Here is a 25,732-nt window from a genome sequence, read left to right on the forward strand (position 1 = left end):
CTCCATCGCTCTTTTTGTATTTTATAAACTGCGTATTCTATTTGGTTTTCTTTGCCTGAGGCTTAGCTTCAGCTTTAGCAACCGCAACCGGGGCAGGGGTCGGTTCGTTTCTTTTTCTTTTTATCTCAGCAAAAAGGGCACCGGCCAGGGCCAGCACCAATAATATCGAGCTTGCCAACGATATGGTTTCGCCGGTGTAATAAGATGCCGGGTGGAAAACGAATTCGACGGTGTGATTACCTACCGGGATGTTGGCGGCGCGCAACAAATAATCGGCCCTGAAATACGGCTGCTCGGCACCATCTATCAGCATCTTCCAGCCTTTGTTGTAATATATCTCAGAGAACACCGCTACCTGGTTGGTAGCCGATGTGCTCTTATAAATCATATGGTCGGGCGAGTATTTCACCAGGTCTATTCTTGCGGCAGTATCGCCTGCAAGCGGCCTGGCCTCGGCAACCGGTTTGTATTGCATATCAACCATCGCCTCATCTTTTGGCGAAAAGCTGCTGATAGCCTGCATCTCTTCATCGGCATTTTTTACATATTTCACGCTGCTTACGAACCAGGCATGGCCACAAGCGGTAGACTGGCGTTTATAGCCCGTGCTGCCGGTTTTAGGATCGGCCTCTATAATGTACTTGGTGTTCAGCATATCCAACACGTCCTGGTTAGCTATGATCTCACCGGTGGCGCTACTGGTAGGGAATTGTTTATCTACCAACTCCTGGAATCTTTTGAGGCGCGCAGCAGAATAACCACTTACCGACTTATGGAAGAAGGGGTTGAACATATCATAAAGCAACGCAGCGCTTTTATCAAACACCCTGTAATCGGGGTCCTTATCCTTCATGATATTTTCGTCTATCTGCTGTCTTGGCTGCAGGGCTTGCGCTGCTTCTATTTTATCTTGAAAATTAGCCTCTTTAAGGTAACGTTTATCTACCTGCCAAAGGTCAACCAATACAAGCGCTAAAAACGCTATAGATAAAACAATAGCGTTTACCTTCTGCTTTACAAAAGCCCATAATAAGCCAAATGCAAGCACTACAAAAATAAGCGAGCGCCACGCATCGCTTTGCTCTATGCTGGCGCGATCTTTCACAACTGCGTCGGAAATGGCATTGGCTGTGGCATTATCTCCCTTAAGAGCGTAAGCAAGCCTGGCTACCGATTCGGTTTGATCCGCCGCCTTAAAGCTGAGGATCGCCTGTGGATATACCGCCAATACCAATGTTAAGCCGCCCACGATATAAAAGGCTATCTTCAATTTCTTGAACAGATCGGCTTTATCGGGGTTATCCATAAATTCCTTTATGGCCAGTAGTGCCAGCATAGGGAAACATAGGCCCGTTACGGCCAGGATAGATTCGGTAGCGCGGAACTTGTTATAAAGCGGGAAATATTTAAAGAAGATATCAGACACGTAAGGGAAGGTGCCGCCGAAGGATAACAACATGGTTAGCACAACCGTGCCCAGCAACCACCATTTTAACCTGCTACGCACAACGATGAGGCCTAATACGAATAAGAAACAAATGGCCGCGCCGAAATAGTACGGCCCATAGGTTGATGGCCTTTTTGGTCCCCAGTATATGCCAAGGCCAGGGAACTGCCCCGATCCGGTTATCTGCCCTGCATAATTAACCGCCTGCTCTTCAGAAGCGCCTTTTGCTATGAATAATTTGGCAACGCCCGAGTTTTGATCGATAACTGCCGAGCCCGAGCCGCCACCTGCAGCGTTAGGCACCAAAAACGAAACCGACTCTTCAACGCCCTGGCTGTATTGATAGGCATAGTTCCTGTCAAGGCCGTCGCCTGCCTCCTTGTCGGTCGATTTCAGGTTCGATTTACCGCGGATGGTTTCGGTGCCGTAATCGGCAGTACTCCATAAAATAGAGGCGTTTACCCCCACACCAAGCGCCATTGCTATGGCCAAAAAGCCCATGGCTTTGAAAAACTTAGCGGTAGTTTTACCTTTAATGGCGTGGAACAGTTCGATGCCAATGAGTATGAACAAGGCCAGCATCAGGTAATAGGTCATCTGTACGTGGTTAGACCGCACTTCCATGGCCAGGAAGAACGCCGTAAGCGCTGCGCCACCTATGTAATTCCCCCTAAGGGTTAAAATGATGCTTGCCAAAAGCGGTGCAAAAAATGCAATGGCGAAGGCCTGATTAGAGTGCCCCGCCACCAGCAGTATCATATTATAACTGGTAAAAGTGAACGCAATGGCACCCGTGGCCGCCAGCCAGGGATTCAACTTGAGGACGATGAATAGGAAGTATGTCCCCAGCAATAATATCAGCACAGTATCTACCGGGTTGGGGAATGTGGCTTTTATGGCCGATACCACATGCGTAGTAATATTGTTGGGGTACGGTGCCCATATCTGGAAAGCGGGCATCCCGCCGAATATCTGGTTGGTCCAGAGGATGGTGGTATCCCTGGCGCGGTAATCGTTTATCTCTTTTTGGGTGCTTTGTGCGCCTATTACGTCGCTCTGCCCCAATGTTTTACCCTGGAATGCAGGCGTAAGGTAAAAAAAGCATATAGCTAAAAAAATTCCGATAACGGCCAGGTGTATGCCGTTACGTTTAAACCAGTTGTTCATCTAAATTATTTAAAGGGACATTTATAACAATTTCCAAAAATAGGAATTTGAATGACAATAGGAATGATAAGTTTAGGTAAAGAATGTTAATTAACAGTTATGGGGCTGCTTATTGATGAAATAAAACACCACTAGCATCCCAATAATGCTGGCAACGTAAACAATTGTGTTTAAGCGGTTATATAACTCGCGGTTGCGGCGGATGGTGTAGGCATTATAAAGGGCAAGCACGGCCAAGGCTCCCCAAAAGAAGTTGTTTATCCTGTCGCAGGTGGCAAACAGCGATACCAGCACCGCCAACACAATGCAGTTGGTTACGATAAGCAGCAATTGCGGCGGGGTATTATCATGGCTTCGCCTACGTTTGTACAGGTTCTCGGGCAGCATAATCCTATTTAATTTCTTCGTAATCTACAAATTCGCCTTCGGTATCGGGCAGTTTCTGCTTATTGCCTTCGGGGATATAGTCAACCTTTACGCGCCCCTCCGGCTGCTTGGGCTGCTGATAATTTTGTTGATACCGCTGCTGAGCATTTTGCTGGGCATTCTGCTGCACGTTATTGATTAAACCCCTAAATATCGCAGGCAATAACAGTTTAAAAATGTATTGAACAATATACAGGATGCAAATGATTATAATGAGGTAACGGAACATCTCTTTTGTTTTTTGGCTTACAAATATAAGTAGTATAACGTAAAAATTGTTTGGATAGTTTATTCGATGTGCAGGTGAGCAGATTTCAGATGTGCAGATAATTTAAGAATGATAACTATGCAAAATAGTACCTGCACATCTGTCATCTGCCTACCTTTCATCTGAAATCCGCATATCTGAAATCTGCACATCTAAGAGAACTTCTCCTCCATCATCTTTTCCAATGCAAACATTTCATCGCGCAGTTTGGCAGCCAGCAGAAAGTCCATATTCTTGGCGGCGGCAACCATGTCTTTGCGGGTGTTCTCTATCGATTTTTTCAGGTCGGGTTTGGTCATGTATTGTACTATCGGGTCGGCGGCAAGGGTTATCATGTCGTTTTCTACATAAGCCTGTTGCACGCCGCCTTTAAAGTCTACCACGGAGGTTTGCTCCATGATTTCTTCTTTGGTTTTGCCCACCGTCCTCGGCACGATGCCGTGTGCCTCGTTGTATTTCATCTGCAGTTCGCGGCGGCGGCTGGTTTCAGACATGGTAATCGCCATCGAGTCGGTTATCTTATCGGCGTACATAATCACCCGGCCACGGTCGTTACGCGCGGCGCGGCCAATGGTTTGTATCAGCGACCGTTCCGACCTTAAAAAGCCTTCCTTATCTGCATCCAGAATAGCTACTAAGGATACCTCGGGCAAATCCAGCCCTTCACGCAGCAGGTTGATGCCTATCAGCACATCAAATTCGCCAAGGCGCAGGCCGCGCAATATCTCTACGCGCTCCAGGGTTTTCACTTCTGAGTGGATGTAGCGGCATTTGATGCCCAGCCTGTCCATATACTTGGCCAGTTCTTCGGCCATACGTTTGGTAAGGGTGGTTACCAAAATGCGGTCGCCCATTTTGATGGTTTTGTCAACCTCGTCAAGCAAATCATCCACCTGGTTTATTACCGGGCGGATATCGATCAACGGATCCAGCAAGCCTGTTGGGCGTATCACTTGCTCTACCACTACGCCACCCGATTTTTCCAGTTCGAAATCTGCCGGGGTGGCGCTTACATAAATGGTTTGCGGCGCCAAACGCTCAAATTCCTGGAAGTTTAGCGGGCGGTTGTCCATCGCCGCAGGCAAACGGAAACCATAATCGACCAATGATATCTTCCTGCTCCTATCCCCGCCGTACATAGCACGTATCTGCGGAACGGTTACGTGGCTCTCGTCAATCACCATCAGGTAATCCTCCGGGAAATAATCCAGCAAACAGAATGGGCGCATCCCCGGTGCGCGGCCGTCAAAAAAACGGGAGTAGTTTTCTATACCGCTGCAATAGCCCAGCTCGCGTATCATCTCCAGGTCGTAATTAACCCTTTCTTCCAGCCGTTTGGCTTCAATAAAGCGGCCATCATCTATAAACTGTTTCTTGCGGGCTTCCAGTTCTTCCTGTATGGCCCAGATAGATTGCTGGAAACGTTCGCGCGGCGCAACGTACAGGTTGGCGGGGTAAACCACCATATGCGTCATCTTTTCAATGGTTTTGCCGGTGGTGATATCAAATGCGCTGAGTTCCTCAATGTCGTCGCCAAAGAAGGATACCCGGTAAGCATGATCCATATACGGCGGAAAGATATCTACCGTATCGCCTTTTACGCGGAAAGTTCCGCGTTTAAAATCAGCAGTTGTACGGGCGTATAGTATCTCTACCAGGCGGTGCAAAAAGGCGTTCCGGCTGATGCGGGTGCCCACCGCAAAATTAAATACCGAAGCTGCAAAATCCTCGGGGTTACCCATACCATAAATGCAGGATATGGACGATACCACAATCACATCCCTGCGGCCGCTCATCAGTGCCGAGGTGGTGCGCAGGCGCAGTTTCTCAATCTCCTCGTTTATCTGGAGGTCTTTTTCTATATAGGTATTGGATGAGGGGATGAACGCCTCGGGCTGGTAATAATCGTAATAGGACACGAAATAATTCACCGCGTTATCCGGAAAGAACTGCTTGAACTCGCCATACAGCTGCGCCGCCAGGGTTTTGTTGTGGCTAAGTATCAGCGTAGGCTTTTGGGTTTGCTCAATTACGTTGGCAATGGTAAACGTTTTGCCCGAGCCCGTAACTCCCAAAAGGGTTTGGCATGGGTCGCCGTTGTTAACGCCTTCCACCAATTGTTTAATGGCGGTTGGCTGGTCGCCGGTGGGTACGTACTGAGAAGTTATTTTAAAATCCATTTATACAAAGGTATAGATTTGAGATGTTAGATATGATTTATTAGATATGAGATGTTAGATATGAGATTTGAGATTAGCTTCCACAATAGTTTAAAAATAGGACAGCATCTTGAATGAATAACACAAAACTACGCCCTGTTAATGACAACCCTATGGCAGCAGCTTTTTAGTAAACGAAATTATTTAAGGATTGATTGCTATTATCCATCAATTTAGCAACCTTTAAAAAGATTTAAGGCGGCAGCATCCTGTCTCAAATCTTGGTGAACCTATGAGCATAAATATTATCTATACCAGTGATTATAATAAAAGCGTCGTCCCTGTTGAGAAACTCCATTTGCTTGAGAGCTATTGTAAACACGTTTACGAAGACGAGGAATTGAAGCTTACGGAGTCTTGGGATTTTAGCAAGATTGAAGACAAAGTGGTCCAATGGGGTGGTTATTATTACGTGTCTAAAAATGAAACACTAAGTGAAGCAATCGCTGCTACCCAAGGCAAAGGTAAAAACTGGACCTTTTATTATAACAGGATTGAAAACGCACAGCACGACACATTATGGGACTATCAAACAATTTATAAAGGAAAAATAAAAAAGAAAGGCAAAGTTGCTTTTGATACTTTAAGACGGGAAATTGCCTCGTGCTTGTTTGACCCCGAAACAAATTCTTATGTGGCAAAAGTGAAACAGTTTTGGGGCGACCCAATTATTTTCCCAACCGGAAGCGATCCTTCCTCGGCGCTTACCTTTTATTACGAGGAAGAAACCAATACGTCATACGAGGTTTATTGTAAATACGGGTTAGAATATGAGTATGATTATAACATTCAGGAATTCCAATCGCGTGACAGCATCATGGCTATCTTTCCCTGGGAACAGCATACTTACTACCATAGTTTTGAACCAATGTTACCGTAAAACCTTTGTTCCACTTTTGTCTCACATCTCACATCTAAAACATGACTTTCATCCTCAATAAAACCGACAGCATAGCCAACGTATTTTTGGCCGATATGCGCGATGTTACCACACAACAGGACCGCGCCCGTTTCCGCCGCAGCCAGCAAAAACTGGGCGCTATACTGGCATACGAAATCAGCAAAACCCTTAAATACGAAAGCCATGATGTGCAAACGCCTTTAGGCATCGCCCCTATTAATATACCTACGCAACAGCCTGTATTAGCAACTATACTACGTGCCGGGCTGCCCTTCCACCAGGGCTTTATGGATTTTTTCGAACAATCAGATTCGGCCTTTATAACCGCCTGCCGCAAAACCAAAAAAACGGGCAGCTTCACCATACAGGTAGACCATATCAGCAACCCCAATCTTGATGGCAAGGTTTTAATTATGATTGATACCATGCTGGCCACCGGCCAAAGCGTGGTAAATGTATGCAAAGAACTGATGGCCCAATACGATATTGCCGAGCTGCACATAGCGGCCGTTATTGCCAGCACAGAAGGCATCACCCATGTACGCGCCAACCTGCCCAAAGCAAAAATTTGGACATGCGCTGTAGATGAAGAAATGACTAGTAAGAGTTACATAGTACCGGGGCTGGGCGATGCCGGGGATTTGGCCTTTGGGGAGAAGGTATAATGCAACTACCAGCAATTTTTACTAAAATAAATTTGAGCCTGTGGCTGTTGATTTACTGTACAGCAACCTTAACTATATTCCAGTTTATCCCCATTTATTTTGTGGATCAGTCGCCCAGGTTGACATTTTACCTGTGCGTTTATTTTGCGCTGATGTTTTCGTCGGTGTTTGAAATGCTGAAATATTTTGGCAGGACCACACACTATTTGATCACCAAAATTTTAAGTTTCACATTTCTTTTCTTTGGGTTGATTACAGCAGCGCTGTTTGTCTTAAGCAGGTTTATGGCCATCTGGACAGAAGCAGGAACGTTTTATAAAAGCAAGGCCAATCCCGAAGTAAGGATAGTTCGCCGCTATTTGGATTTAGGAGCACTTGGTGGCGGTACTGAGCCTGACGATTATGAGGTTGTGCTGCACAGGCCGCTAACGCATTGGTTTAAAATTGAAACAGCTGTTGATACAAGCAAATTAGATAAACGCGATTGGGCGAAAGAGTGAGGATTATTGGGATTGCAGCCTAAATGAAGAAATGACCAGCAAGAACTATATAGTACCGGGATGAGGTGATGCGGGAGATTTGGCATTTGGGGTGAAGGCGTGAGGATTTACGAATTAGGATTTTAGACTTGTTATCGACAAACATTTGCTTCGGTAAATACGGAAAAGTTAAAACACTAAGTGTCCTTGTTTCTTTTTTGCCCGCTATCCTTCATTTTGTATCCATGATATTTCATCAGGATAAATTCTATCAGCAACCCATTGATAACACTTCCTGTAAATATCCCTAATAACACGCCCCAGGGATAGGCCATTGCCTCAAGCGCGGGTATAAGATAAAATGGATAAGCCGTTGCCGAGAAAATAAAGGCGCTAATCACGCAGAAAAACTCGTTCGTTGCACCGTGAACTTCGATGTAGAAGTAGGTATAATCGAACACGTAGAAAGCCCCGCCCGAAATGGCCATCAAAATAATGATGATACCTATAAATCGTTTGTAATTAAATTTTGATGGCGGCTTTTGCCTGGCGTTCATAGCACAAGATAAGGTTTAACCCTACCATTTCATCATGCGGATAAAGTTGTCGAATTTCTCGATGCCTTTATCCGCAGCGTAGGTTCTTTCAAATTCCGCAGATTCGAGTGGTTTAGGCAAGTAAGCAAAATGCCATTGCTGTAAATCGCCGTTGAATTTTATGCGCAAGGTTTCCCGTCCAAATTCGATGGGGTTGTAGATGCTAATGGCCAGCGTATCTAATGAAGTATAAGCAAACAGGCGCTCGTGCAGTTTTGTGCCGGTGATGTGCCTTATCAAATCCACCATTGGCATTAATGCCCATCCATTAGCAAGCAAATCCTGGTAAAAGGCTTCAATGCCCGCCCATGGTGTGGGTTGGGCTAATTGGAGTTTATACACGCGGCGGGCGGCTTGCATGGTTAAAGGTAAGTATTTCTTTTTTCGAACGGTTAAATTTTGCTGCGCGAACTTTCCCCCATGATACGATTTGCATGGTTGCGCAAAATTCTTTCTACTTTTGCCTCATGCCCATATCTGCCACCAAATACACCCACATTTTCTTCGACCTCGACCACACCATCTGGGATTTTGACAAAAACGCAGAAGAAACCCTGCACGAGCTTTATGGCACCTATAACTTAAAGGACATCGGGCTACACTCTGCCGACCTGTTCATCGAAACTTACACCCGCCACAACCACCGCCTGTGGGCGCAATACCACCTGGGCGAGATAACCAAAGATGAGCTGCGCGATGCCCGTTTCAAAAGCACCTTCACCGAGCTTGGCCTCCACCCCAATCTGATGCCCGCCGACTTTGAGGATGCTTACGTAATCCTTTGCCCTACCAAAACCAAGCTGTTCCCGCATGCGCACGAAACGCTGGCGTATTTGCAAAGCAAATACACGCTACACCTGATCTCCAACGGGTTTAAAGATTCTACCAATCTAAAGGTGAACGGGACGGATTTAGTTAAATACTTCCAAAATATTATCATATCCGAAGTGGTAGGCGTTAACAAACCCGATCCGCTCATATTTCAGCATGCGGTCGATTTGGCCGGCACTACCAAACACGAAAGCCTGATGATTGGCGACAGCATAGAAGCCGATATACGCGGAGCCCTGGGTTTCGGTATGGATGCCATTTATTTTAACCCTTACAACCTGGAGAAACCGGCGGATGTACCCTTGCAGATAAGCCATTTAAAAGAGTTGACTTTAATGTTGTAATATATATCGTAAATTTGAATATGAAACAACGCACTTATCGCATATTGCTAACTCCTGAAGACGAAGGAGGGTTTAGTGTTTCCGTGCCTGCTTTGCCAGGATGTTTTACGCAAGGCGAAACAGTCGATGAGGCTATTGCAATGGCTAAAGAAGCTATCGGTTTATATATTGAAAGCTTAGAGGCTGATGGTGAACCAATCCCCGACGACAATAATAACCTCGAATATTCCTTGACACTTGCTTCATAATTCATGAAGTCCTATACCCCAAAAGAAATCATCGCAATTCTAATAGCAAACGGGTTTGAACTAAACAGAATAAGCGGCAGCCATCAGATTTTTGTGAATCGGAACACCGGAAAAAGAACCGTGGTACCTATGCATTCCAAAGACCTTAAAAAAGGCACACTACATGGCATTCTTAAACAGGCAGGTATCGATTTAAAAGATTAATGTTATGAACATAGCCAAAGAGCGCCGCGCCATTGAGGCTGCATTAGATAGCTACCGCGAACAACTGGACTCCTTTTCCGGCGAGGCATTTGCCGCTACGCCATCCATCGGCGGCTGGAGTTTATCAGAGGTGTACGATCATATCCTCAAGGCCAGCCTGGGTTCTTCTATTGCTTTAGAACGCTGCACGCACAACAATTGTCCGCCCACCAAAAAGGGTATGAACCTGTGGGGGTATTATTTGATGCTTACCGGCAGGTTCCCGTTTAGCAAAGTAAAGGTGCCCGACTCGGTAGCCGCCAAAATGGCCCCGAAGAAAATAGATATAGAAGAAGCCAAAAATCTCATCATAAAAGTGCGCAAGCGGATAGAAAGCACCGCCGCGCTTGTGCCCGATGCGCCAGCCCACGCCCGTTGGGAACACCCCCGCCTGGGCATGCTTAATGCCGCGCAATGGTTTAGGTTTATCCGTGTGCATTTGCAGCATCACTTAAAACAATTGGAACGTATCAAAAAGTCGATGTAAGGGCTGATGTTTAATCCCTTTGATAGCCTATGAGTCATCCGCCGGATAGTTATCAACCAAACCGGCCCATATGTGGAAAAAAAATAATTCTATCCGCATTGAAACCTTTTACATTTAACATAGTCTTAACACTATAATTATTTGATAATAGGACATTTGTAAAAATAAGGAAAGATGAATTTTGAGTTTACCTATCTGTTTGTAATAGGATTGCTGGTTTTGCTTGGCGCATTTTACCTGAGCCCTTACGAACTAAGTGTTAATGAAGACGAGGACGACGAATAAGCGCCTGCATAAAAGCAACCGCTCTGTTTTATACCGGTATAATTTACCGGCTTGCATAATAGCCCCCCAATATTAATGGCAAAAAGAGAAGTTGACATCGTTATAATTTCTGATGTGCATTTAGGCACCTACGGTTGCCACGCCAAAGAATTGCTGAAGTACCTTAAAAGCATCAAACCCAAGATGCTTATCCTCAACGGCGACATCATAGATATCTGGCAATTCAGCAAATCGTACTGGCCCGAGGCGCACATGAAAGTGGTGCGCCGTATCCTCAAATTCGTTACCGAAGGCATTCCCGTTTATTATCTTACCGGCAATCACGACGAAATGCTGCGCAAGTTTACCGATTTCGACCTCGGCACTTTCCAGCTCCTCAATAAAATAGTTCTGAATATCGACGGTAAAAAAGCCTGGATATTCCATGGCGACGTTTTCGACGTTACCATGCAGCACTCCAAATGGCTGGCCAAACTGGGTGCCGTTGGGTACGATACCCTTATCCTCATCAATAGCCTCACCAACTGGTTGCTCACCGCAATGGGCCGCCAAAAAATGAGCTTCTCACAAAAGGTGAAGGCAAAATTCAAGGATGCCGTAAAATTCATCAACGCCTTTGAGCAAACTGCGGCAGACCTGGCCGTGCAGAAAGAATACAGCTACGTAATTTGCGGCCACATACACCACGCCGAAATACGCGAGGTACAATCTACCGAAGGAACCGGCAGCGTGCTATACCTCAATAGTGGCGACTGGGTAGAAAGCCTCACCGCTTTAGAATATCACGATAAAGAGTGGAAAATATTCACCTACACCCCCGAAGCCTTCCACACCGATAACGACGAAGAAGACCTCACCGATGCCGAAGACCTCGATGCCAAACTGGACGTAAACAAGCTATTGGAACGTTTTAAACAGGAAGCGGAATAAGACACAACCGGGATTAAGCCGATTTATACGATTAAAGGGTTTTTTTTGATGTCGACTTATTGCTAACTTAGAACCTCCTCCCATTAGTTTAACAATGGCGTTGCCTGCGGCCGGGCTGTTTGCTCATACTGCACAGGCATTAGCCACAGGCCGGTATCCGCGCCCATCCCTAACGCATTTTTCTGAACTCGAATTCAACGAATTTTTAGAATTTACAGGATATAACATTGGCTTGTAATTCTGTTAATTTCCTTAATTCCTTAAACCGGCGAAGCCCTCTTGAGCACCTAAAACAAAGTAACGCGAAAAATTCGAGTTCAGAAAGTCCAAAAGATTCCATCTCCACTTGCTTCTTCCCTCAATTCCCCCTAAATTTAATCACCATTATGAAAAGCATCCTAACGGCCTTTGCCACCCTCATTTCCTTCCTTCCGGCCTTAGCACAAACAGATACCACTAAGTACAAAGATTTCAACACCTTTAACAACGAAGTACTAAAAGGGCACGTAAAAAAGCAGGAGGCGCAGCGGGTTATCGGCAATTTCATCAAACAGGTAAACAGCAATTACAACGCTCCCCGGTCTGCTACAAACACGCAATGGGTATTCCCACTGGAGGGTTACAACTACCGCGCAGCAGGCGGCACCAACGGCAATGGCTACAACGATAAAGGCTTTAACTATATAGATGGCAACAAACATGGCGCGCATCCGGCTCACGATATCTTCATCAACGATAAAAACCAGGATTGCCTGGATGACCGCACCCTCCAGCCTGTAAATGTATTGGCGGTGGACGATGGTGTAGTTATAGCCTGCACCAACCAATGGGATACAGCCGGCAACATGCGTGGCGGCCGTTACATCTGGATATACCATCCCCCGCGAGAGAAACAGCATGCCTACTTTTCTTACTACGCCCACAACCGCCAGATTTTTGTACAACCTGGCCAGTACGTAACCCAGGGGGAAAAAATTGCCGAGGTTGGCCGTACGGGCTTCAACGCCTACAAAAAACGTTCGCCAACGCACCTGCATTTCTCGACCTTTAAACTGGTGGATAATATCCCCGTGCCTTTCAATAGTTTTAGCCAATTAAAAGCAGCCACCACAAAATGAAATACCTTATCGCTATTGCCATACTGGCCTGCATGGGCTTTACCCCTGCAGATAACATAAGCGCCCGTTTTAAAACCCCTTCGGGTTACCAGCGCGTGGCGGCCACACCCGGCAGTTTTGGAGCATATCTGCAAAGCCTGCCTTTGCTCCCGTCCGGTACGCATACCAAAACCTATAAAGGTGCCATAGCCGCTACCGACCCTTACACCGCCGCCGTTGTAGCTATCAGCATCGGCAGCCAGGACCTGCAGCAATGCGCCGATGCCGTAATGCGTTTACGCGCCGAATACCTTTACAAGAAACAGGATTACCATGCCATCAGCTTTAATTTCACCAGCGGCTTTAAATGCGATTTTGAGCACTATGCAAACGGCTACCGCTACAGTAATGATCGCTGGATACTCAAGAGCAAAAAAGATTACAGCTATGCCAGCTTTATGCGGTATATGACGCTTGTGTTCAGTTACGCCGGCACGCTATCCCTGCAAAAGGAGTTGAAGCCCGTAGCAACTGCCGCCGGGTTGCAGGTGGGCGATGTATTTATCCGCGGCGGCTCGCCGGGGCATTGCTTTATTGTTGTGGATATGGCCGAGGATGCATCGCACAAAAAAATATTCCTGCTGGCGCAAAGCTTTATGCCCGCCCAAAACATACAGGTGCTTCAAAATGATACCCCATGGTTCTCTCTTGGGCAAACTGCCAACATCCCCTACGGCGACCTGGTAGACCTGAAATACCTGAAAAGATTCTGAGGCTTGGTTTATGTATCCGACGCTGAAGGCCGCTCCGGCATTGTCATCGCCTGGTGATGCTGCCGAAAATGTGACATCGCTCATGTTTTGTAGTAATATCAGTACATGTTTTTGAAAGATTGGCATGGTAACTTGCAGCCACAGTCGCCGGCGTAATTCAATTCGCCCTGCTATAGCATACCTATAAAAATATGCTTTTCGACCCGCTGTTGCCAAAGCAGGCACGGCTATTGCCTTAAGGACGATAACTAATAATTTAACTATGCACAACTTCTTTTCAAACGCCCTTCATTTATTTATTGTTTTGATAATAGTTGCATTTATAATAGGCGGTATAATGGCAATATCCGGCAGTTTCGATCACTGGGGTTCGCGATATGTTTTAAAGCGCCGGCGTAACCGTTTGTTGCGTAAGCGTAACGCAAAGCCCGTAGACAAAAACCTGCATCAAATGAACGCTTTACCCTATTACTCAAGCAACCCCGGGCGTACAACTACCGCCGATAAAGGCCGGTACGCTTAAATCGTGTATAAAACTTCAAAAAGGTATGGGCCTCCGGTTAAAAGCGAGGCTTTTTTATGCACGCGGTGCAAGCTCCCCGCAAATAATTAAAACCACCTGTGCCCTACGGGGGTTATAGCAAATACCTATTATCCTTGTTACATATTAAACCTTAAGCGCGTAAACTTATCTACATACACATAACAACAAAAAAAGCACTCATGAAAAAATTAATACTAGCAGCCGTTTTGGWTGCATCGGCCTTTACCACAACGTTTGCGCAAACTGTAGATATGCGCCGCAAGATAGAAGTTACCGGCATTGCCGAGCAGGAGGTTACCCCCGATATCATCAACGTATCCATCTCGCTTAAAGAATACCTGGATGGCAAAAAGAAAATAACCATTGCCCATCTGGAAACCCAGCTGGAAAAAGCCATTGCCGAAGCCGGCATAGCCAAGGAAGATTTCACCATCAACAACCTATCCAGCTGGAACTATACCACCGAGAAAAAGAAAAACCCCGATTTTTTGGCGAGCAAAACCTATGGCATCAAATTCCGCGACCTGAACAAGTTCGATCAGATACTGAGCAAGGTTGACCCTAAGGGCATCCAGTACACCAATATAGATAGCTATGATTATTCGAAGATCAACACACTGAAGAACGACCTGAAGCTGAAGGCCCTTTTGGCGGCCCGCGATAAGGCTTCTTTCTTACTTGCCGGCATTGGCGAAAAGCTTGGCGGAGCTATCAACATCGTAGAGAATGACAACAGCAGCTTCCCTTCGCCGCGCGGTGTAATGTACATGGCAAAAGCCGCCCAGGCCGACGTTGCACCCGACTCCGATATCGATTTCAAGAAGATAAAACTGAGTTTTACCATACAAGCGGTTTTCGAAATAAAATAAGCTTTTAAGATAATTTTAATGCGCCGGGCTTAATATTTAAGCCCGGCTTTTTTTTAAATCAATTTTTAATATAAACGCAATCATTATTAGTGAAATAAATATCATTTTTATACTTAGAACTGCTTGATAATGTAAAAAGTACATTTTATCTTTACGTACCCCAATTCATTTGAGCATGATTAGTTCTCGTTCTAAAAAAGTACTTTTGGTAGCCCCGAAAGCATTTCCTGCTGAGTTAACCGCTGGTTATAAATCTGTTCGGCAGGTATCTGCTCAAACGGCTATTTTCCCGTCGATACACGAGCTGAAGCCCGATGTAATCTTATTCGATTACGAATATATGGGCCCCGAATTGGAAAAAGTATTGCGCCGCCTGCAATCCAACAACTTTTACCGCAACATTAAAATCTGCTGCTACAAAAACAAGGAGCATACCCGCGTAGACGGCCTGTTGAAAGTATTGGGCGTAAACCATTTCTTTTACCAGGAAGACCTGGAAAAAGTAACCAAGAGCAAAGCCGCCCTCAGCGCCATCAACAGCGTGCTTGATGCTACCCTTGTAAGCTGGGTGGCCGGAGTAGCTTAATTAGTTCATTGGTTCACTTGTTCATTAGTTCATTGGGTGCATGCCCTCTCTATAGCCATCATGCCGATTAGCTAATCGGTCAGCATCTCGCTATTTAATTTCTCGTTCGCCACTTCCGCAAGCTGCCTCCCTGCAACTGCAACCGCTACTGCAAACTGCCTATTCCTATCTTGATTCTTGGTTCTTAATTCGTGGCTCTCTTTCCCCATCCAAACTTTTACATAACGCTAACACATTTATCACAAATTGCTGTTAAACTTGCATGCGTTATAACGGCGCTGTGGCATACAGGTGTTTGCTGTGGTTAGGGTTATAATTGCTTAAATCGTATCAGCATAAAATGAAGATTGGAATTGTATGTTACCCCACTTTTGGCGGTAGCGGGGTTGTAGCCACAGAGTTAGGTAAGGCCCTCGCCGATAGGGGGCATCAGGTTCATTTCGTTACCTATAATCAGCCCGCCCGGCTCGATTTCTTTTCCGAGAACCTTTTTTACCACGAGGTTTCGGTGTCTAACTACCCATTGTTTGATTATCCGCCTTATGAGCTTGCCCTGGCCAGCCGGCTGGTAGATGTGGTACGTTTCGAGAAACTGGATGTACTGCACGTGCACTACGCTATCCCCCATGCTTCGGCAGCGTTTATGGCCCAGCAGATACTGCTTACCTACGGCATCAATATCCCCTTCATAACCACGCTGCACGGTACGGATATCACCCTGGTGGGGCAAGATCGCACCTACAAGCCTGTCGTTACGTTCTCCATCAATAAATCAGACGGCGTTACGGCGGTATCGGCCCACCTGCGCGATGACACCTACAAGTACTTTAAGATAGAAAAAGAGATCAAGGTTATCCCCAACTTTATCGACCTGCACCGCTTCAGCCTGAAACCGAAGGACCACTTCAAAAAGGCCATAGCTCCCAACGGCGAAAAAGTACTGGTACATACCTCCAATTTCCGCCCGGTAAAACGCACCGAAGATGTGATAAAGATATTTGCCGAGGTGGTGAAAGCCATCCCGGCCAAGCTTTTGATGGTGGGCGATGGTGGCGAGCGTTCGCTTTGCGAGCGCATGAGTCGCGAACTGGGCATTGCCGAGCATGTACGCTTCCTGGGCAAGCAGGACGCCATAGAAGAAATCCTTTCCGTGTCTGACCTGTTCCTGATGCCATCTGTGTCTGAAAGCTTCGGCCTGGCTGCATTAGAGGCCATGGCCTGCAAAGTGCCGGTTATCAGCAGCAACGCAGGTGGCCTGCCCGAGCTGAACGTAGAGGGCGTTACAGGCTTCCTGAGAGACGTGGGCGATGTAGACGGCATGGCCGAACGCGCCATTTATATACTGGAAGACGACGACCGCCTGAACCAGTTCAAAGAAAACGCCCTGGCACACGCAAAAACCTTCGAGTTGAGCAAGATACTGCCCGAATACGAAAACTACTATCAGGAAGTAATAGAAAAGAGTAAGCAGGCACAATAGGTTATCAATGAACCTGCCACCTTACCCAGCTTTCCCACGCCTCACAGGCGATGGTATCGTGCTGCGCGAGGTGATGCCAGCGGATATCCCCGCGCTGGTGCCCATCTCCTTTTACGATAGCGAACCGGCCGCCACGCTTGCCGAAGCCGCCGGGATGCAGGCCCGTATAGATAAAGATTACGCCGACGGCAACTCTATCCACTGGTGCATTATCGACACCCTTACCAACAACATAGCGGGCACGCTGGGCTATTACCGGGGCTTCGCCAATAACACCGGCGAACTTGGCTTTGTGCTGCTGCCCCAATACCGTGGCAAAGGTTACATGAGCAAGGCCATGAAACTGGCTGTTACCTATGGGCTGGATACGATGGGGCTCAGCCGCATTGGATCTATCACCACAAAGCAAAACCACGCGGCCATACAATTGCTGCAACGCCTTAATTTTGTTGAGGTACGCGAATTAGAGGATAATGAGGTGCAGTATGAATACCAGCTGCCAGTCGCCGGTCGCTAAACCAACGCGATACACTCTACCGAAAACAATATCCCGCCGGGGAAAGGCATCAACTGCGGCGAGCTGCGCGCAGGGGCTTCTTCGCCGAAAACATCTGCATATATTTTGTTGACGATGCTGAAATCCGGGTCGCAGCCGCTTACCATGAACATACTGGTTTTAACAACCTTATCCAAACCGCCGCCGGCAGCTTCTAAAATGGTTTTCACATTGGCGAAGGCCTGCACTACCTGTTCCTCAAAGCCCCCGCTGATAAGCTTGCCGGTTGCCGGGGAAAACCCCACTGTGCCCGAAAGGAAAATGAAGCCATTTGCAATTACTGCCTGTGGGAATACTTTTGTGCCACGCGGCACTGCATCAGTGTTGAAATTTTTACGGTCGGCCATGGTTGGTGAATTGGTGTTGGTGCGTAAAAATACTTAAAAGACAGATATTTAACCCAAGGAATTGTTCAAAGTTTTCAATTCCCTTCTAGAGAGGAGGCGCGGTGGCCTGTGTGGTGGCAGGGGTGTGTTCGCCACCATGCAACGGTGAATCGCACAAGTCCCGGATCGAATTGCTGATAAACACGATTTCCCTGAGGTCGCCCTCTGCAATTTAACCCACACGATAATAAATTACCACTCTAACCTTTTGGCAGGATTTATGTTATGTTGCTATATATATAATATATACAGAAACCATGAAAAAGATATTTCAAACATCCCTTGCTATCGTAGCCCTAAGTTTTGCTTTCGCTGCCTGTTCAACCCCGCAGAATGCCAGTACCGGCACCAGCACGGCCCAAACATCGGCAACAAGCGTATCGCGCGGTAAATTCGTAGGCACCTGGACATTGACCAAAGTTGATTACGATGGCCTGGTACCCAATGCTGTACAAAACGTTTTCGACCAGGCGGCACCTTCAGCCTTCGTAGGTAGCACCTGGAAGTTCACCAACAGCGGCAACGGCGTCTATACTTTAAGCGACGGTACTTCGCAAACCATCTTCTGGTCGGTTTATAACGGTGGCAGCACCGGCACGCAGTTCCAGTTTAAGAAATTATACGAAGGCGATAAAGCAAAAACCGTGCAGGAAGGCTACCGCCTTAACATCGGCAGCGTTAGCGATAGCGGCATGACCTTGTTATCGCCTGTAGCAGTAGGCAACGGTACAGGGTATATCATTTATACTTTTGTGAAAGCGTAACAGCGCGATAAAAATCAAAAAGAAAAAGCCCCGAATCTTAAGTGATTCGGGGCTTTTTCTTTTTCGGGTGAGCTGTCTCAAATCTCACATCTAATATCTCAAATCTTTTGACCCCTACTGTGCCGGTGCAAACTTCAGGCACACCGGGTTGCCTACTTCAACGCGGCTTACGATGCTCAACATCTTACCGGTATTTTTATCCAGCTTGTAAACATAAACCACATCGCTGTTTTGGTTGGCCACCAGCAGGAAATTGCCCGTTGGGTCGATAACGAAGTTGCGCGGGGTTTTGCCGTTTACGGCGCGGCGATCTACAAAGGTAAGTTCGCCGGTTTCCTGGTTTATAGAGAATACCGAAATATCATTTGCATCGCCGCGGTTGCTGGCATACAGGAACAAGCCGTTTGGCGATACATGTATATCTGCCGCGCCGGTTGCGCCGGTATAGCCATCCTTCAGCAGGGTGACGGTTTGTTTTTGCGTAAGCTTGCCGTTGTTATAATCGAACATGGTAACGGCGCTGCCCATCTCCTGTATCAGGTACAGGTGTTTCTTGTCCAGCGAAAAATCGAGGTGACGCGGGCCGCCGCCGGGGGTAACGCTTACAAAGGGCGGTTTCACGCCGGATAGCGGGCTATCCTTACCGGGCTTGTAACGGGTTACGTGCAGCTTATCGGTACCCAAATCGGTATAGAGTACATATTTTTCATCGGGACTAAGCACTGCGGTGTGCACATGCGCTTTCTCCTGGCGTTCTTTATTGGGGCCGAAAGGTCCGCTATCGCCGATGGTTTCCACGCTGGGGGCTATAGAGCCGTCTTCATTCAAGGGAAGTACCGAAATGTTACCACCCGAGTAGTTGGCCACAAACAGGCTCTTGTTGGCCTTATCTACCGATACGTAGCATGGCGAGCCGCCAAGCGTAAGTTGTTTGTTGATGAATTTGAGCGAACCCATTTTAGGGTCGAACGAAAAGGAACTTACTTCGCCCTTATCGTTCTCGTTTACGGCGTACACGAATTTGCTATCGGCCGATACCGCAAGGTACGATGGGTTGCTCACGTCGTCTATCTGGCTCAGGTAGGCCAGGCGGCCGGTCTCTGCGTAAAAACGAAACACGGTTATGCCCTTGCTTTTGCCGTTGGTATATGCACCCACCAGCAAATCGTAGGTTTTGGGCAGTGGCTTTTGTGCAAAGGTAACCGCAGGTATCAGCAACGCAGCCATCATCAGGAAGTTTTTCATGTATCGAAAATATTGGTTTATGTGTGCAAGTTAATAAAATGCGCAAAAAGTAGACGGTTTGGGAGAGGAATAGTTTAAAGGGGGCTGCATTATCAATTTACCGCAAAGGGCACAAAGATTTGCATGGACGCTAACACAAAGGCCGCGAAGATAAGTGACGCGAATTTTTATTTCACGCAAAGGCGCAAAGCCCGCAAAAGGAGGAATAAATACAAAGAAATTGCAACTTGGCGCCTTTGCGTGCAAACTTCTCCACATGCAAGGCTCTGTGCCCTTTGTGCTCCTCCCTTTGCGGCCTTTGTGGTAAAATCGCGCCCATCAAAAAAGGCCCCATGAATGGAGCCTTGTATTTTAATCCTATAAATCGAATAAATCCGCTTAATCCCGGTTCCGGTTCTATATCAAATGCTTCAGTTGTATCACTTCTTTCTCGTCGAGGTATCTCCAGCGGCCGCGGGGAAGATCTTTTTTGGTGAGGTTGGCGTAAACCGAACGATCCAGCTTCACTACTTCGTAGCCCAGGCTTTCGAAAATGCGGCGCACGATGCGGTTTTTGCCGCTGTGTATTTGTATGCCTATTTCTTTTTTGGTGCCACCTGTTACGTACGATATGCTATCAGGCTTGATGAAGCCGTCTTCCAGCTCCAGGCCGAAGCCGATCTTGTTCAGGTCGCCTTGGGTGAGGGCCTTGCTTAGCTCTACATTGTAAAGCTTGGTAATGCTATTGCGGGGGTGGCTTAACTTATCGGCCAGGTCGCCGTCGTTGGTCATTAGTATCAGGCCTGTAGTGTTACGGTCGAGGCGGCCAACGGGGTAAATACGTTCTTTGCTGGCTTTCTCTACCAGGTGCATCACGGTGCGGCGCTCCTGCGGGTCGTCGGTAGTGGTGATGTAGTCTTTGGGTTTGTTCAGCAGTACGTACACCATGCGCTCGCGTTTAAGCGCCTCGCCATTGTAGCGCACCAGGTCCTTCACCGGGTCAACCTTGTGGCCAAGCTCGCTCACTACTTCGCCGTTTACCGATACCACGCCGGCCATGATCAGCTCATCGGCCTTGCGGCGGCTGCAGATACCTGCGTTGGCAATGTAGCGGTTAAGGCGTATCAGGCCATCATCTTTAGCACGGGGGGCAGGCGCGTTTTTGCGGCTGCGCATAGTGCGGTTCGGGCCATCCGCTGCGGGGCGGTCCTCGTCGCGTTTTTTGAAGCCCGATGTAGTGTTGGCGAAATCTTTTTTGCCGGTACCGTTGCCTGCACCGGGTTTTGGTGCGCGGTTGTATGGCTTGCGCTCGCCGCTGGTATCGCCAAAGGCGCGCTTTGGTTTATCGCTATCGCCGCCGAAGCTGCGTTTAGGGCGGTCGCTATCCGCGCCGGTTGGGCGGTTGCCAAAGGGTTTATCTTTCGAGGTTGTTTTTTTGAAGGATGCCGGGCCCAGGCCGCGTGGCGTACGCGGTGTATCGCTATCGTTTGTGGGGCGGCCGCTGTATGGGCGGTCTTTAGGGGTAAAGCTTTTGCGGTCGTCGCCGCCGAAGCTGCGTTTCGGGCCGTCGCTATCGCCGGTTGGGCGACCGCTGTATGGCCTGCCTTTGGGCACGAATGCTTTTTTATCGCCACCGCTGAATGATGAGCCCGACGATGTGCCGCGTTTTGGCCTGTCGTTATCTCCTTCGGGGCGGTCGTTGTTGGGTTTTGAGTAGCTTGATGACCGCTTATCGGTACTGTAGTGGTTCTTGCTTTCGGCATCGCGGCTGCCGTATGGCTTGCCTGCTGATGCAGATGAGGTGCGTTTTGATGCGCCGCCGCCACTTCTTGGGCGGGCTGAATTGTTGTTGGCTTTGTCGTCGCGACTGCCCGTTGGTTTCTTAAATACCATATATTTTTAGTTTGCGCTTTCGCAGCGTGAGAGGGTCAAAAGTACAACATTTTGGCCGCATTTTTATAAAAAAATCAAAAAACCTTATCGGTTCAAAAACGTTGTTTAAAGTAGTTTAAAGCGCGATTTTGGACGGTTTTGAAAAACGGTCAATACACTATCCCCATACTAAGTAGTTGACAATGTGAATTGTATAGCGTACCTTTGCAGCACATTATACCAAATGTTTAATAAATGAGTAAAATTGAAATGCGTAAAAATCACTTAATTACGTGCTCCGTAATGCTGGTGCTGGTTATCGTTTCGGCCCTCAACATCTTCGGTACAGAACCTGTACTTACTGTGAAAAACAGTACAAAAACTACCCCAAAAATTAAAGTTGCGAACGCAGTAGCGTCGCTGGTATTTTACCGGCCCGACGCTGTAGAAAGCATCTTTAGCTTTGCCGATGAAGCCATACCGCTTAACGACAAACGGGTAGACCTTAAACTTCAGAAATCAATCACTAAAAACAGGTTCAAGTATGTTCAATCGAACATGCTGCACATTAAAGCCGACAAGCTTTTCCCCATCATCGAGCCCATCCTGAAAGCCTACGGTATCCCCGAAGACTTTAAGTATGTGCCCCTGGTAGAGAGCGGCTTATGCGAAGGCACATCGCCCAAGGGCGCACGTGGCATCTGGCAGTTTATGCCCGGCACCGCACGCACCTACGGACTGAAAGTGCGCGGCGGGGTAGACGAACGCCTGAACGTGCGTAAATCAACCATCGCGGCCTGCAAGTACATTAAAGAACTGTATGGCGAGTTCCACAGCTGGACGCTTGCTGCAGCCGCCTACAACAACGGCAGCATTAAGCTAAACCGCGCCATTAACAAGCAAAATGAGGACAATTACTTCCGCATGAGCCTTAACCGCGAAACCGGCAGCTACGTGTACAAGCTTATTGCCATGAAAGAGGTGATCAACCACCCCCGCAAGTACGGCTACAAAAACTATTACAGCTACCTGCGCAAGCAGGAAACCGTACCAACTTACCTGTTGGCAGCCGCCAACTAAACAATTGTAATTCAAAAAATTACGGAGCACAAGAAATGAAGCCGCCCTTGGGGCGGCTTTTTTTATGTGCAGATTTTAGATGTGCAGATTTCAGATGGAGGATGTAATGATTTTCAATTTTTCATCTGCACAACCTTTCTCATCCGCACATCTAAAATTTGAAATCTGCACATCTACCCCATCGTCTTTGCGAGCGATAGCGCGGCAATCATAGGTAGGCAGAGTAGCCGGGATGGTTTACTGCGTTGTTGTTGACGTATAGCTTATCTAATTTCATACGTTTTTGATTTGCACTGCTCTACTATAAAAAAACCTTCGTCAACAGTTTCATAACAACCATCACAGAAGACAAGACTCTGATCAGATCGTGGCAGTCTAATTGCCTTAAAGCTATATCGGCGGCCATAAGCAATTAGTGCATTAACGCATTTTGATTCGCCGGGTTTTAGGGTAAAAACTATAGCTGAACCAAAAGGTTGCATTCCGTCTGATAAGAGCTTATAATTTACGGTTATCTCTAAATTGCTCTTCGACGAATTTCGAAAACAATAGTCGCCAATATGCTGGTTTGCGCAGTCGTTACCGACCGTTTGCGGATTGTTTTTCTGTTCGTTTGAATTTAACGATCTGTTGAAACCCTGGTTGGAATTTCCTGTGTTTACGCCAAGTAGTTCATTAATGTCGTCATTTCTAACGACATCTCCCTTTGTGGCAGCAAGTATATTGCCGTCTACATCCAATGCCACCAAAGTAATTTTGATGTTTTGGGCCAAAACGGCAATTTTACCAGATATTATGATATTTATATCTGATAGTTTCTTCACCTGGGTTAAAGTGGCTTGATTAATGAAGCCTTCTGACCATAACTTATTTTCCTTCATCAAGGTTTTTAACTGATTCCTATTTGCCACATGGAATTTATCAGAAAGATTTACGGACACGTCCTCAGCGATATATTTACCGATGGGAGATACCTCATCATCCAAATCAGTCAATTCCCAAACAGCCATTTTTAAGGACGAGTACTTAGTAAGCTTTGCTGACAATTGATCGGTTAAATGCTGTAAGCTTGAATCAAAAGAAGAACTTACATCTTGAGCCTGTGCCAATCGCACAAACCCTGTTAAAATGAACAAAATGGAGAGTGCCGTCTTTTTCATAATGAGTTTAAAATTTACTGTTATTTACTATTTGACAAAAAGACTGTAAAGCATCTTCTCTTGCTGCGGAGTCAGTCCATCCATTTCCATGTATAGTATTTACGAATGACTTCTCTATAGCGCCCGTTTTTAAATTAATGAGGTTAAGTGTGTAAGTCAAATCAGAAGTAAGCATGTTCGCTTCAATCAAATTTGGTCTCACCTTTGTTGAATGCATTCCAATGAGTAGGTAATCCGCAAACTTGTTTAGGTTAAGATTGTTAATGTAATTAAGATTTCCAATCCTTAGTTGGTTCCCTAATTCATCTATGTAGTAGTATTTTGAAAAAAATGATGGCGTTGACCTATATCCTTTTTCCATGGCAATACTATTAATTTTCAAGCTTGTCATTTCATCAAAACTTCCGTCATCATATGTAATATTTACAATCATATCTCTTGTTTGAGTAGAGTTGATGAATGAACTATTTACTATGTAATTCACGCCTTTATGGAAACCCTTCTGCCGTTCGGGCTTTTTTTTGTACTTATTAAGATGACTAGAGTGCACTCTGGACACTGAATTTGCTGGAAGGAAGCCAAATTGATGGTTGGGTAGCATGATTTCGTACCACCCATTTGTGGCATCGCTTACAATAACCATGCGGCCACTTGAATAGCGCTCACCTCCTAATATACTACTGTTATTAAACGGACCCTGCCTTACAAAAACTTCTTCGTTTACGGTATAAAGAGAGCCTGGCAATTTCACCACTTGCCCGCTTTTTAAAACTATCTTATTGTTTTCGAGCACTTCTGCGAATTTGGCCATTCTTCCGTTTTGAATAGCGCTTAACTCCCCTTCTTCTAACATTGTTACGCTACTAATATTCTCGGCCACGACTTCAGGCGCAACTAATCTTAACGTACCGGCAGCCTCCACCTCTAAACCAGCCGCACCGAGTTCAATTTCCCCCAATTCAAGCAAAGCCACGCAACCAGAAAAGAATATACCCAAGCCACATAGAATGGATAGTAGTAAAATAAACTGATATTTTTTAAGGTTCATTTTAATAAGGTTAACAGGTTACAATTCAGATAAATATAGGTTTAATATTTTTTATCTGCATTATTTTTTTATCAATACTCCACAATTGCCTCTGCCTTGTGGTAACTACGCAAAGCCGCAACGCTCTTTAACCCTCCCAATTATATGATGGCTACTTTGCATGCGGGCCACAAGTTGAGGTGACTTGCGGAAGCGGGAGTTTTAACCCAACAAAATCAGGTGTTTATACCTATTGTATTACCAAATACTTAAGGGTAGATTACGCACTTATAATCCTAATTATCTTTATGTATTGCGATGAATGTGGTTGCGCTATTGCAGGCAACGTTTACTATTATTCTACCCAGAACATGGGTATCCCCTTGTGCAGGCAACATCAGGATTGGATTAGAAACCATCAAGCAACGCCGGAGGCAATACGGCTCTATTTTCTTTTGAAACAAAATGGTGTACCAGCCGAGCTCGAAAAGCATGATGGCTATAAAAGCGTAGATATTGTAATTGAAGAATCCAAGGTGCATATCGAGGTAGACGGAGCACATCATAACTACAATAACCAACAGGCATTATCAGATTTAAAACGCACCTTTCATGCCTTTAGACAAGGATACGTTACGCTTAGGATACCGAACTCTCTCATGCGCTGGAATGCCGAAGAAACAGCCGATTATATTACCGAATTTTTAGAGCTGAATTTGAAGCGGCAACCAAAAAAGGGGTTTTCGCTTATGAATTTATTTAAGTAATGGCCTGACAA

Annotated in this window: 28 protein-coding genes; 17 read left to right on the forward strand and 11 right to left on the reverse strand. The window is 46.4% G+C overall.

The window, feature by feature from the left end; genetic code table 11:
- Positions 1 to 37: 37 nt before the first annotated feature.
- The 4 genes from AC1DYT_RS23700 to uvrB form a co-directional block, all read right to left on the reverse strand.
- A complete protein-coding gene (locus AC1DYT_RS23700; protein WP_477471974.1) occupies positions 38 to 2,614 on the reverse strand; it encodes a YfhO family protein in 2,577 nt (858 codons plus the stop codon).
- Positions 2,615 to 2,704: 90 nt separating this feature from the next.
- Positions 2,705 to 3,001, reverse strand: a complete 297-nt coding sequence (locus AC1DYT_RS23705; RefSeq protein ID WP_477471975.1) for a hypothetical protein — start codon at positions 2,999 to 3,001, stop codon at positions 2,705 to 2,707.
- 4 nt (positions 3,002 to 3,005) lie between these two features.
- Positions 3,006 to 3,269, reverse strand: a complete 264-nt coding sequence (locus AC1DYT_RS23710) for a DUF4834 family protein (protein ID WP_477457620.1) — start codon at positions 3,267 to 3,269, stop codon at positions 3,006 to 3,008.
- A 191-nt stretch (positions 3,270 to 3,460) separates the two neighbouring features.
- Positions 3,461 to 5,488, reverse strand: coding sequence for an excinuclease ABC subunit UvrB (gene uvrB, locus AC1DYT_RS23715; protein WP_477471976.1), 2,028 nt, complete (start codon positions 5,486 to 5,488; stop codon positions 3,461 to 3,463).
- A gap of 271 nt (positions 5,489 to 5,759) precedes the next feature.
- On the opposite strand from uvrB, the gene AC1DYT_RS23720 reads away from it, so the two are divergent.
- The 3 genes from AC1DYT_RS23720 to AC1DYT_RS23730 all read left to right on the forward strand — a co-directional run bounded on the left by AC1DYT_RS23720 (position 5,760) and on the right by AC1DYT_RS23730 (position 7,593).
- On the forward strand, positions 5,760 to 6,407 hold the full coding sequence (locus AC1DYT_RS23720) for a hypothetical protein (protein ID WP_477471977.1): 648 nt from the start codon (positions 5,760 to 5,762) through the stop codon (positions 6,405 to 6,407).
- Positions 6,408 to 6,448: 41 nt separating this feature from the next.
- Positions 6,449 to 7,093 (forward strand): uracil phosphoribosyltransferase, encoded by a 645-nt coding sequence (gene upp, locus AC1DYT_RS23725; protein WP_477471978.1) that lies wholly within the window; start codon positions 6,449 to 6,451, stop codon positions 7,091 to 7,093.
- Positions 7,094 to 7,212: 119 nt separating this feature from the next.
- Complete coding sequence (locus AC1DYT_RS23730; protein ID WP_477471979.1) at positions 7,213 to 7,593, forward strand: hypothetical protein; 381 nt, start codon at positions 7,213 to 7,215, stop codon at positions 7,591 to 7,593.
- A 176-nt stretch (positions 7,594 to 7,769) separates the two neighbouring features.
- Here AC1DYT_RS23730 and AC1DYT_RS23735 read toward each other — a convergent pair whose 3' ends face one another.
- Both AC1DYT_RS23735 and AC1DYT_RS23740 read right to left on the reverse strand, forming a co-directional pair.
- Positions 7,770 to 8,129, reverse strand: a complete 360-nt coding sequence (locus tag AC1DYT_RS23735) for a hypothetical protein (protein ID WP_477471980.1) — start codon at positions 8,127 to 8,129, stop codon at positions 7,770 to 7,772.
- A 21-nt stretch (positions 8,130 to 8,150) separates the two neighbouring features.
- Entirely contained in the window at positions 8,151 to 8,528 is a 378-nt protein-coding gene (locus tag AC1DYT_RS23740) for a hypothetical protein (protein WP_477471981.1), read from the reverse strand.
- A gap of 107 nt (positions 8,529 to 8,635) precedes the next feature.
- On the opposite strand from AC1DYT_RS23740, the gene AC1DYT_RS23745 reads away from it, so the two are divergent.
- From AC1DYT_RS23745 to AC1DYT_RS23795, 11 genes are all read left to right on the forward strand, one after another.
- Entirely contained in the window at positions 8,636 to 9,343 is a 708-nt protein-coding gene (locus AC1DYT_RS23745; protein ID WP_477471982.1) for a YjjG family noncanonical pyrimidine nucleotidase, read from the forward strand.
- A 20-nt stretch (positions 9,344 to 9,363) separates the two neighbouring features.
- Positions 9,364 to 9,591, forward strand: a complete 228-nt coding sequence (locus AC1DYT_RS23750; RefSeq protein WP_477471983.1) for a type II toxin-antitoxin system HicB family antitoxin — start codon at positions 9,364 to 9,366, stop codon at positions 9,589 to 9,591.
- A 3-nt stretch (positions 9,592 to 9,594) separates the two neighbouring features.
- Positions 9,595 to 9,795, forward strand: a complete 201-nt coding sequence (locus tag AC1DYT_RS23755; protein WP_477471984.1) for a type II toxin-antitoxin system HicA family toxin — start codon at positions 9,595 to 9,597, stop codon at positions 9,793 to 9,795.
- A gap of 4 nt (positions 9,796 to 9,799) precedes the next feature.
- Positions 9,800 to 10,321, forward strand: coding sequence for a DinB family protein (locus AC1DYT_RS23760; protein WP_477471985.1), 522 nt, complete (start codon positions 9,800 to 9,802; stop codon positions 10,319 to 10,321).
- A 360-nt stretch (positions 10,322 to 10,681) separates the two neighbouring features.
- Positions 10,682 to 11,536: a UDP-2,3-diacylglucosamine diphosphatase gene (locus AC1DYT_RS23765; RefSeq protein WP_477471986.1), complete on the forward strand. Its 855-nt coding sequence runs from the start codon at positions 10,682 to 10,684 to the stop codon at positions 11,534 to 11,536.
- Between the two features lie 386 nt (positions 11,537 to 11,922).
- Complete coding sequence (locus tag AC1DYT_RS23770) at positions 11,923 to 12,654, forward strand: M23 family metallopeptidase (protein WP_477471987.1); 732 nt, start codon at positions 11,923 to 11,925, stop codon at positions 12,652 to 12,654.
- Positions 12,651 to 13,406, forward strand: coding sequence for a DUF4846 domain-containing protein (locus AC1DYT_RS23775; RefSeq protein WP_477471988.1), 756 nt, complete (start codon positions 12,651 to 12,653; stop codon positions 13,404 to 13,406). Before AC1DYT_RS23770 ends, AC1DYT_RS23775 begins: the two co-directional genes overlap by 4 nt.
- A 723-nt stretch (positions 13,407 to 14,129) precedes the next feature.
- Positions 14,130 to 14,819 (forward strand): SIMPL domain-containing protein, encoded by a 690-nt coding sequence (locus tag AC1DYT_RS23780; protein ID WP_477471989.1) that lies wholly within the window; start codon positions 14,130 to 14,132, stop codon positions 14,817 to 14,819.
- Positions 14,820 to 14,994: 175 nt separating this feature from the next.
- Entirely contained in the window at positions 14,995 to 15,405 is a 411-nt protein-coding gene (locus AC1DYT_RS23785; protein ID WP_477471990.1) for a hypothetical protein, read from the forward strand.
- A 340-nt stretch (positions 15,406 to 15,745) separates the two neighbouring features.
- Positions 15,746 to 16,885 (forward strand): N-acetyl-alpha-D-glucosaminyl L-malate synthase BshA, encoded by a 1,140-nt coding sequence (bshA, locus tag AC1DYT_RS23790; RefSeq protein ID WP_477471991.1) that lies wholly within the window; start codon positions 15,746 to 15,748, stop codon positions 16,883 to 16,885.
- A 7-nt stretch (positions 16,886 to 16,892) separates the two neighbouring features.
- Entirely contained in the window at positions 16,893 to 17,402 is a 510-nt protein-coding gene (locus AC1DYT_RS23795) for a GNAT family N-acetyltransferase (protein WP_477471992.1), read from the forward strand.
- Here the strand turns inward: AC1DYT_RS23795 and AC1DYT_RS23800 are convergent.
- On the reverse strand, positions 17,399 to 17,788 hold the full coding sequence (locus AC1DYT_RS23800) for a RidA family protein (RefSeq protein WP_477471993.1): 390 nt from the start codon (positions 17,786 to 17,788) through the stop codon (positions 17,399 to 17,401). The genes AC1DYT_RS23795 and AC1DYT_RS23800 overlap by 4 nt on opposite strands.
- Positions 17,789 to 18,084: 296 nt before the next feature.
- On the opposite strand from AC1DYT_RS23800, the gene AC1DYT_RS23805 reads away from it, so the two are divergent.
- Positions 18,085 to 18,591, forward strand: a complete 507-nt coding sequence (locus AC1DYT_RS23805) for a hypothetical protein (protein WP_477471994.1) — start codon at positions 18,085 to 18,087, stop codon at positions 18,589 to 18,591.
- 114 nt (positions 18,592 to 18,705) lie between these two features.
- On the opposite strand, the gene AC1DYT_RS23810 is transcribed toward AC1DYT_RS23805, so the two are convergent.
- Together AC1DYT_RS23810 and AC1DYT_RS23815 are read right to left on the reverse strand one after the other, a co-directional pair.
- Complete coding sequence (locus AC1DYT_RS23810; protein WP_477471995.1) at positions 18,706 to 19,836, reverse strand: lactonase family protein; 1,131 nt, start codon at positions 19,834 to 19,836, stop codon at positions 18,706 to 18,708.
- A gap of 396 nt (positions 19,837 to 20,232) precedes the next feature.
- Positions 20,233 to 21,708 carry a pseudouridine synthase gene (locus tag AC1DYT_RS23815; protein WP_477471996.1) on the reverse strand — a complete coding sequence of 492 codons (1,476 nt, stop codon included), beginning with the start codon at positions 21,706 to 21,708 and terminating at the stop codon, positions 20,233 to 20,235.
- A 234-nt stretch (positions 21,709 to 21,942) separates the two neighbouring features.
- Between AC1DYT_RS23815 and AC1DYT_RS23820 the strand changes: the two genes are divergently transcribed.
- A complete protein-coding gene (locus tag AC1DYT_RS23820) occupies positions 21,943 to 22,767 on the forward strand; it encodes a lytic transglycosylase domain-containing protein (protein WP_477471997.1) in 825 nt (274 codons plus the stop codon).
- A gap of 263 nt (positions 22,768 to 23,030) precedes the next feature.
- Here the strand turns inward: AC1DYT_RS23820 and AC1DYT_RS23825 are convergent, their stop codons facing one another.
- Positions 23,031 to 23,927, reverse strand: coding sequence for a CsgG/HfaB family protein (locus AC1DYT_RS23825; RefSeq protein ID WP_477471998.1), 897 nt, complete (start codon positions 23,925 to 23,927; stop codon positions 23,031 to 23,033).
- Positions 23,928 to 23,934: 7 nt separating this feature from the next.
- Entirely contained in the window at positions 23,935 to 24,975 is a 1,041-nt protein-coding gene (locus AC1DYT_RS23830; RefSeq protein WP_477471999.1) for an SH3 domain-containing protein, read from the reverse strand.
- Between the two features lie 350 nt (positions 24,976 to 25,325).
- Here AC1DYT_RS23830 and AC1DYT_RS23835 point away from each other — a divergent pair, with 350 nt between their 5' ends.
- Positions 25,326 to 25,721 carry a DUF559 domain-containing protein gene (locus tag AC1DYT_RS23835; RefSeq protein ID WP_477472000.1) on the forward strand — a complete coding sequence of 132 codons (396 nt, stop codon included), beginning with the start codon at positions 25,326 to 25,328 and terminating at the stop codon, positions 25,719 to 25,721.
- Positions 25,722 to 25,732 lie beyond the last annotated feature (11 nt).

The sequence above is a fragment of the Mucilaginibacter sp. P1_D10 genome (assembly GCF_056406215.1).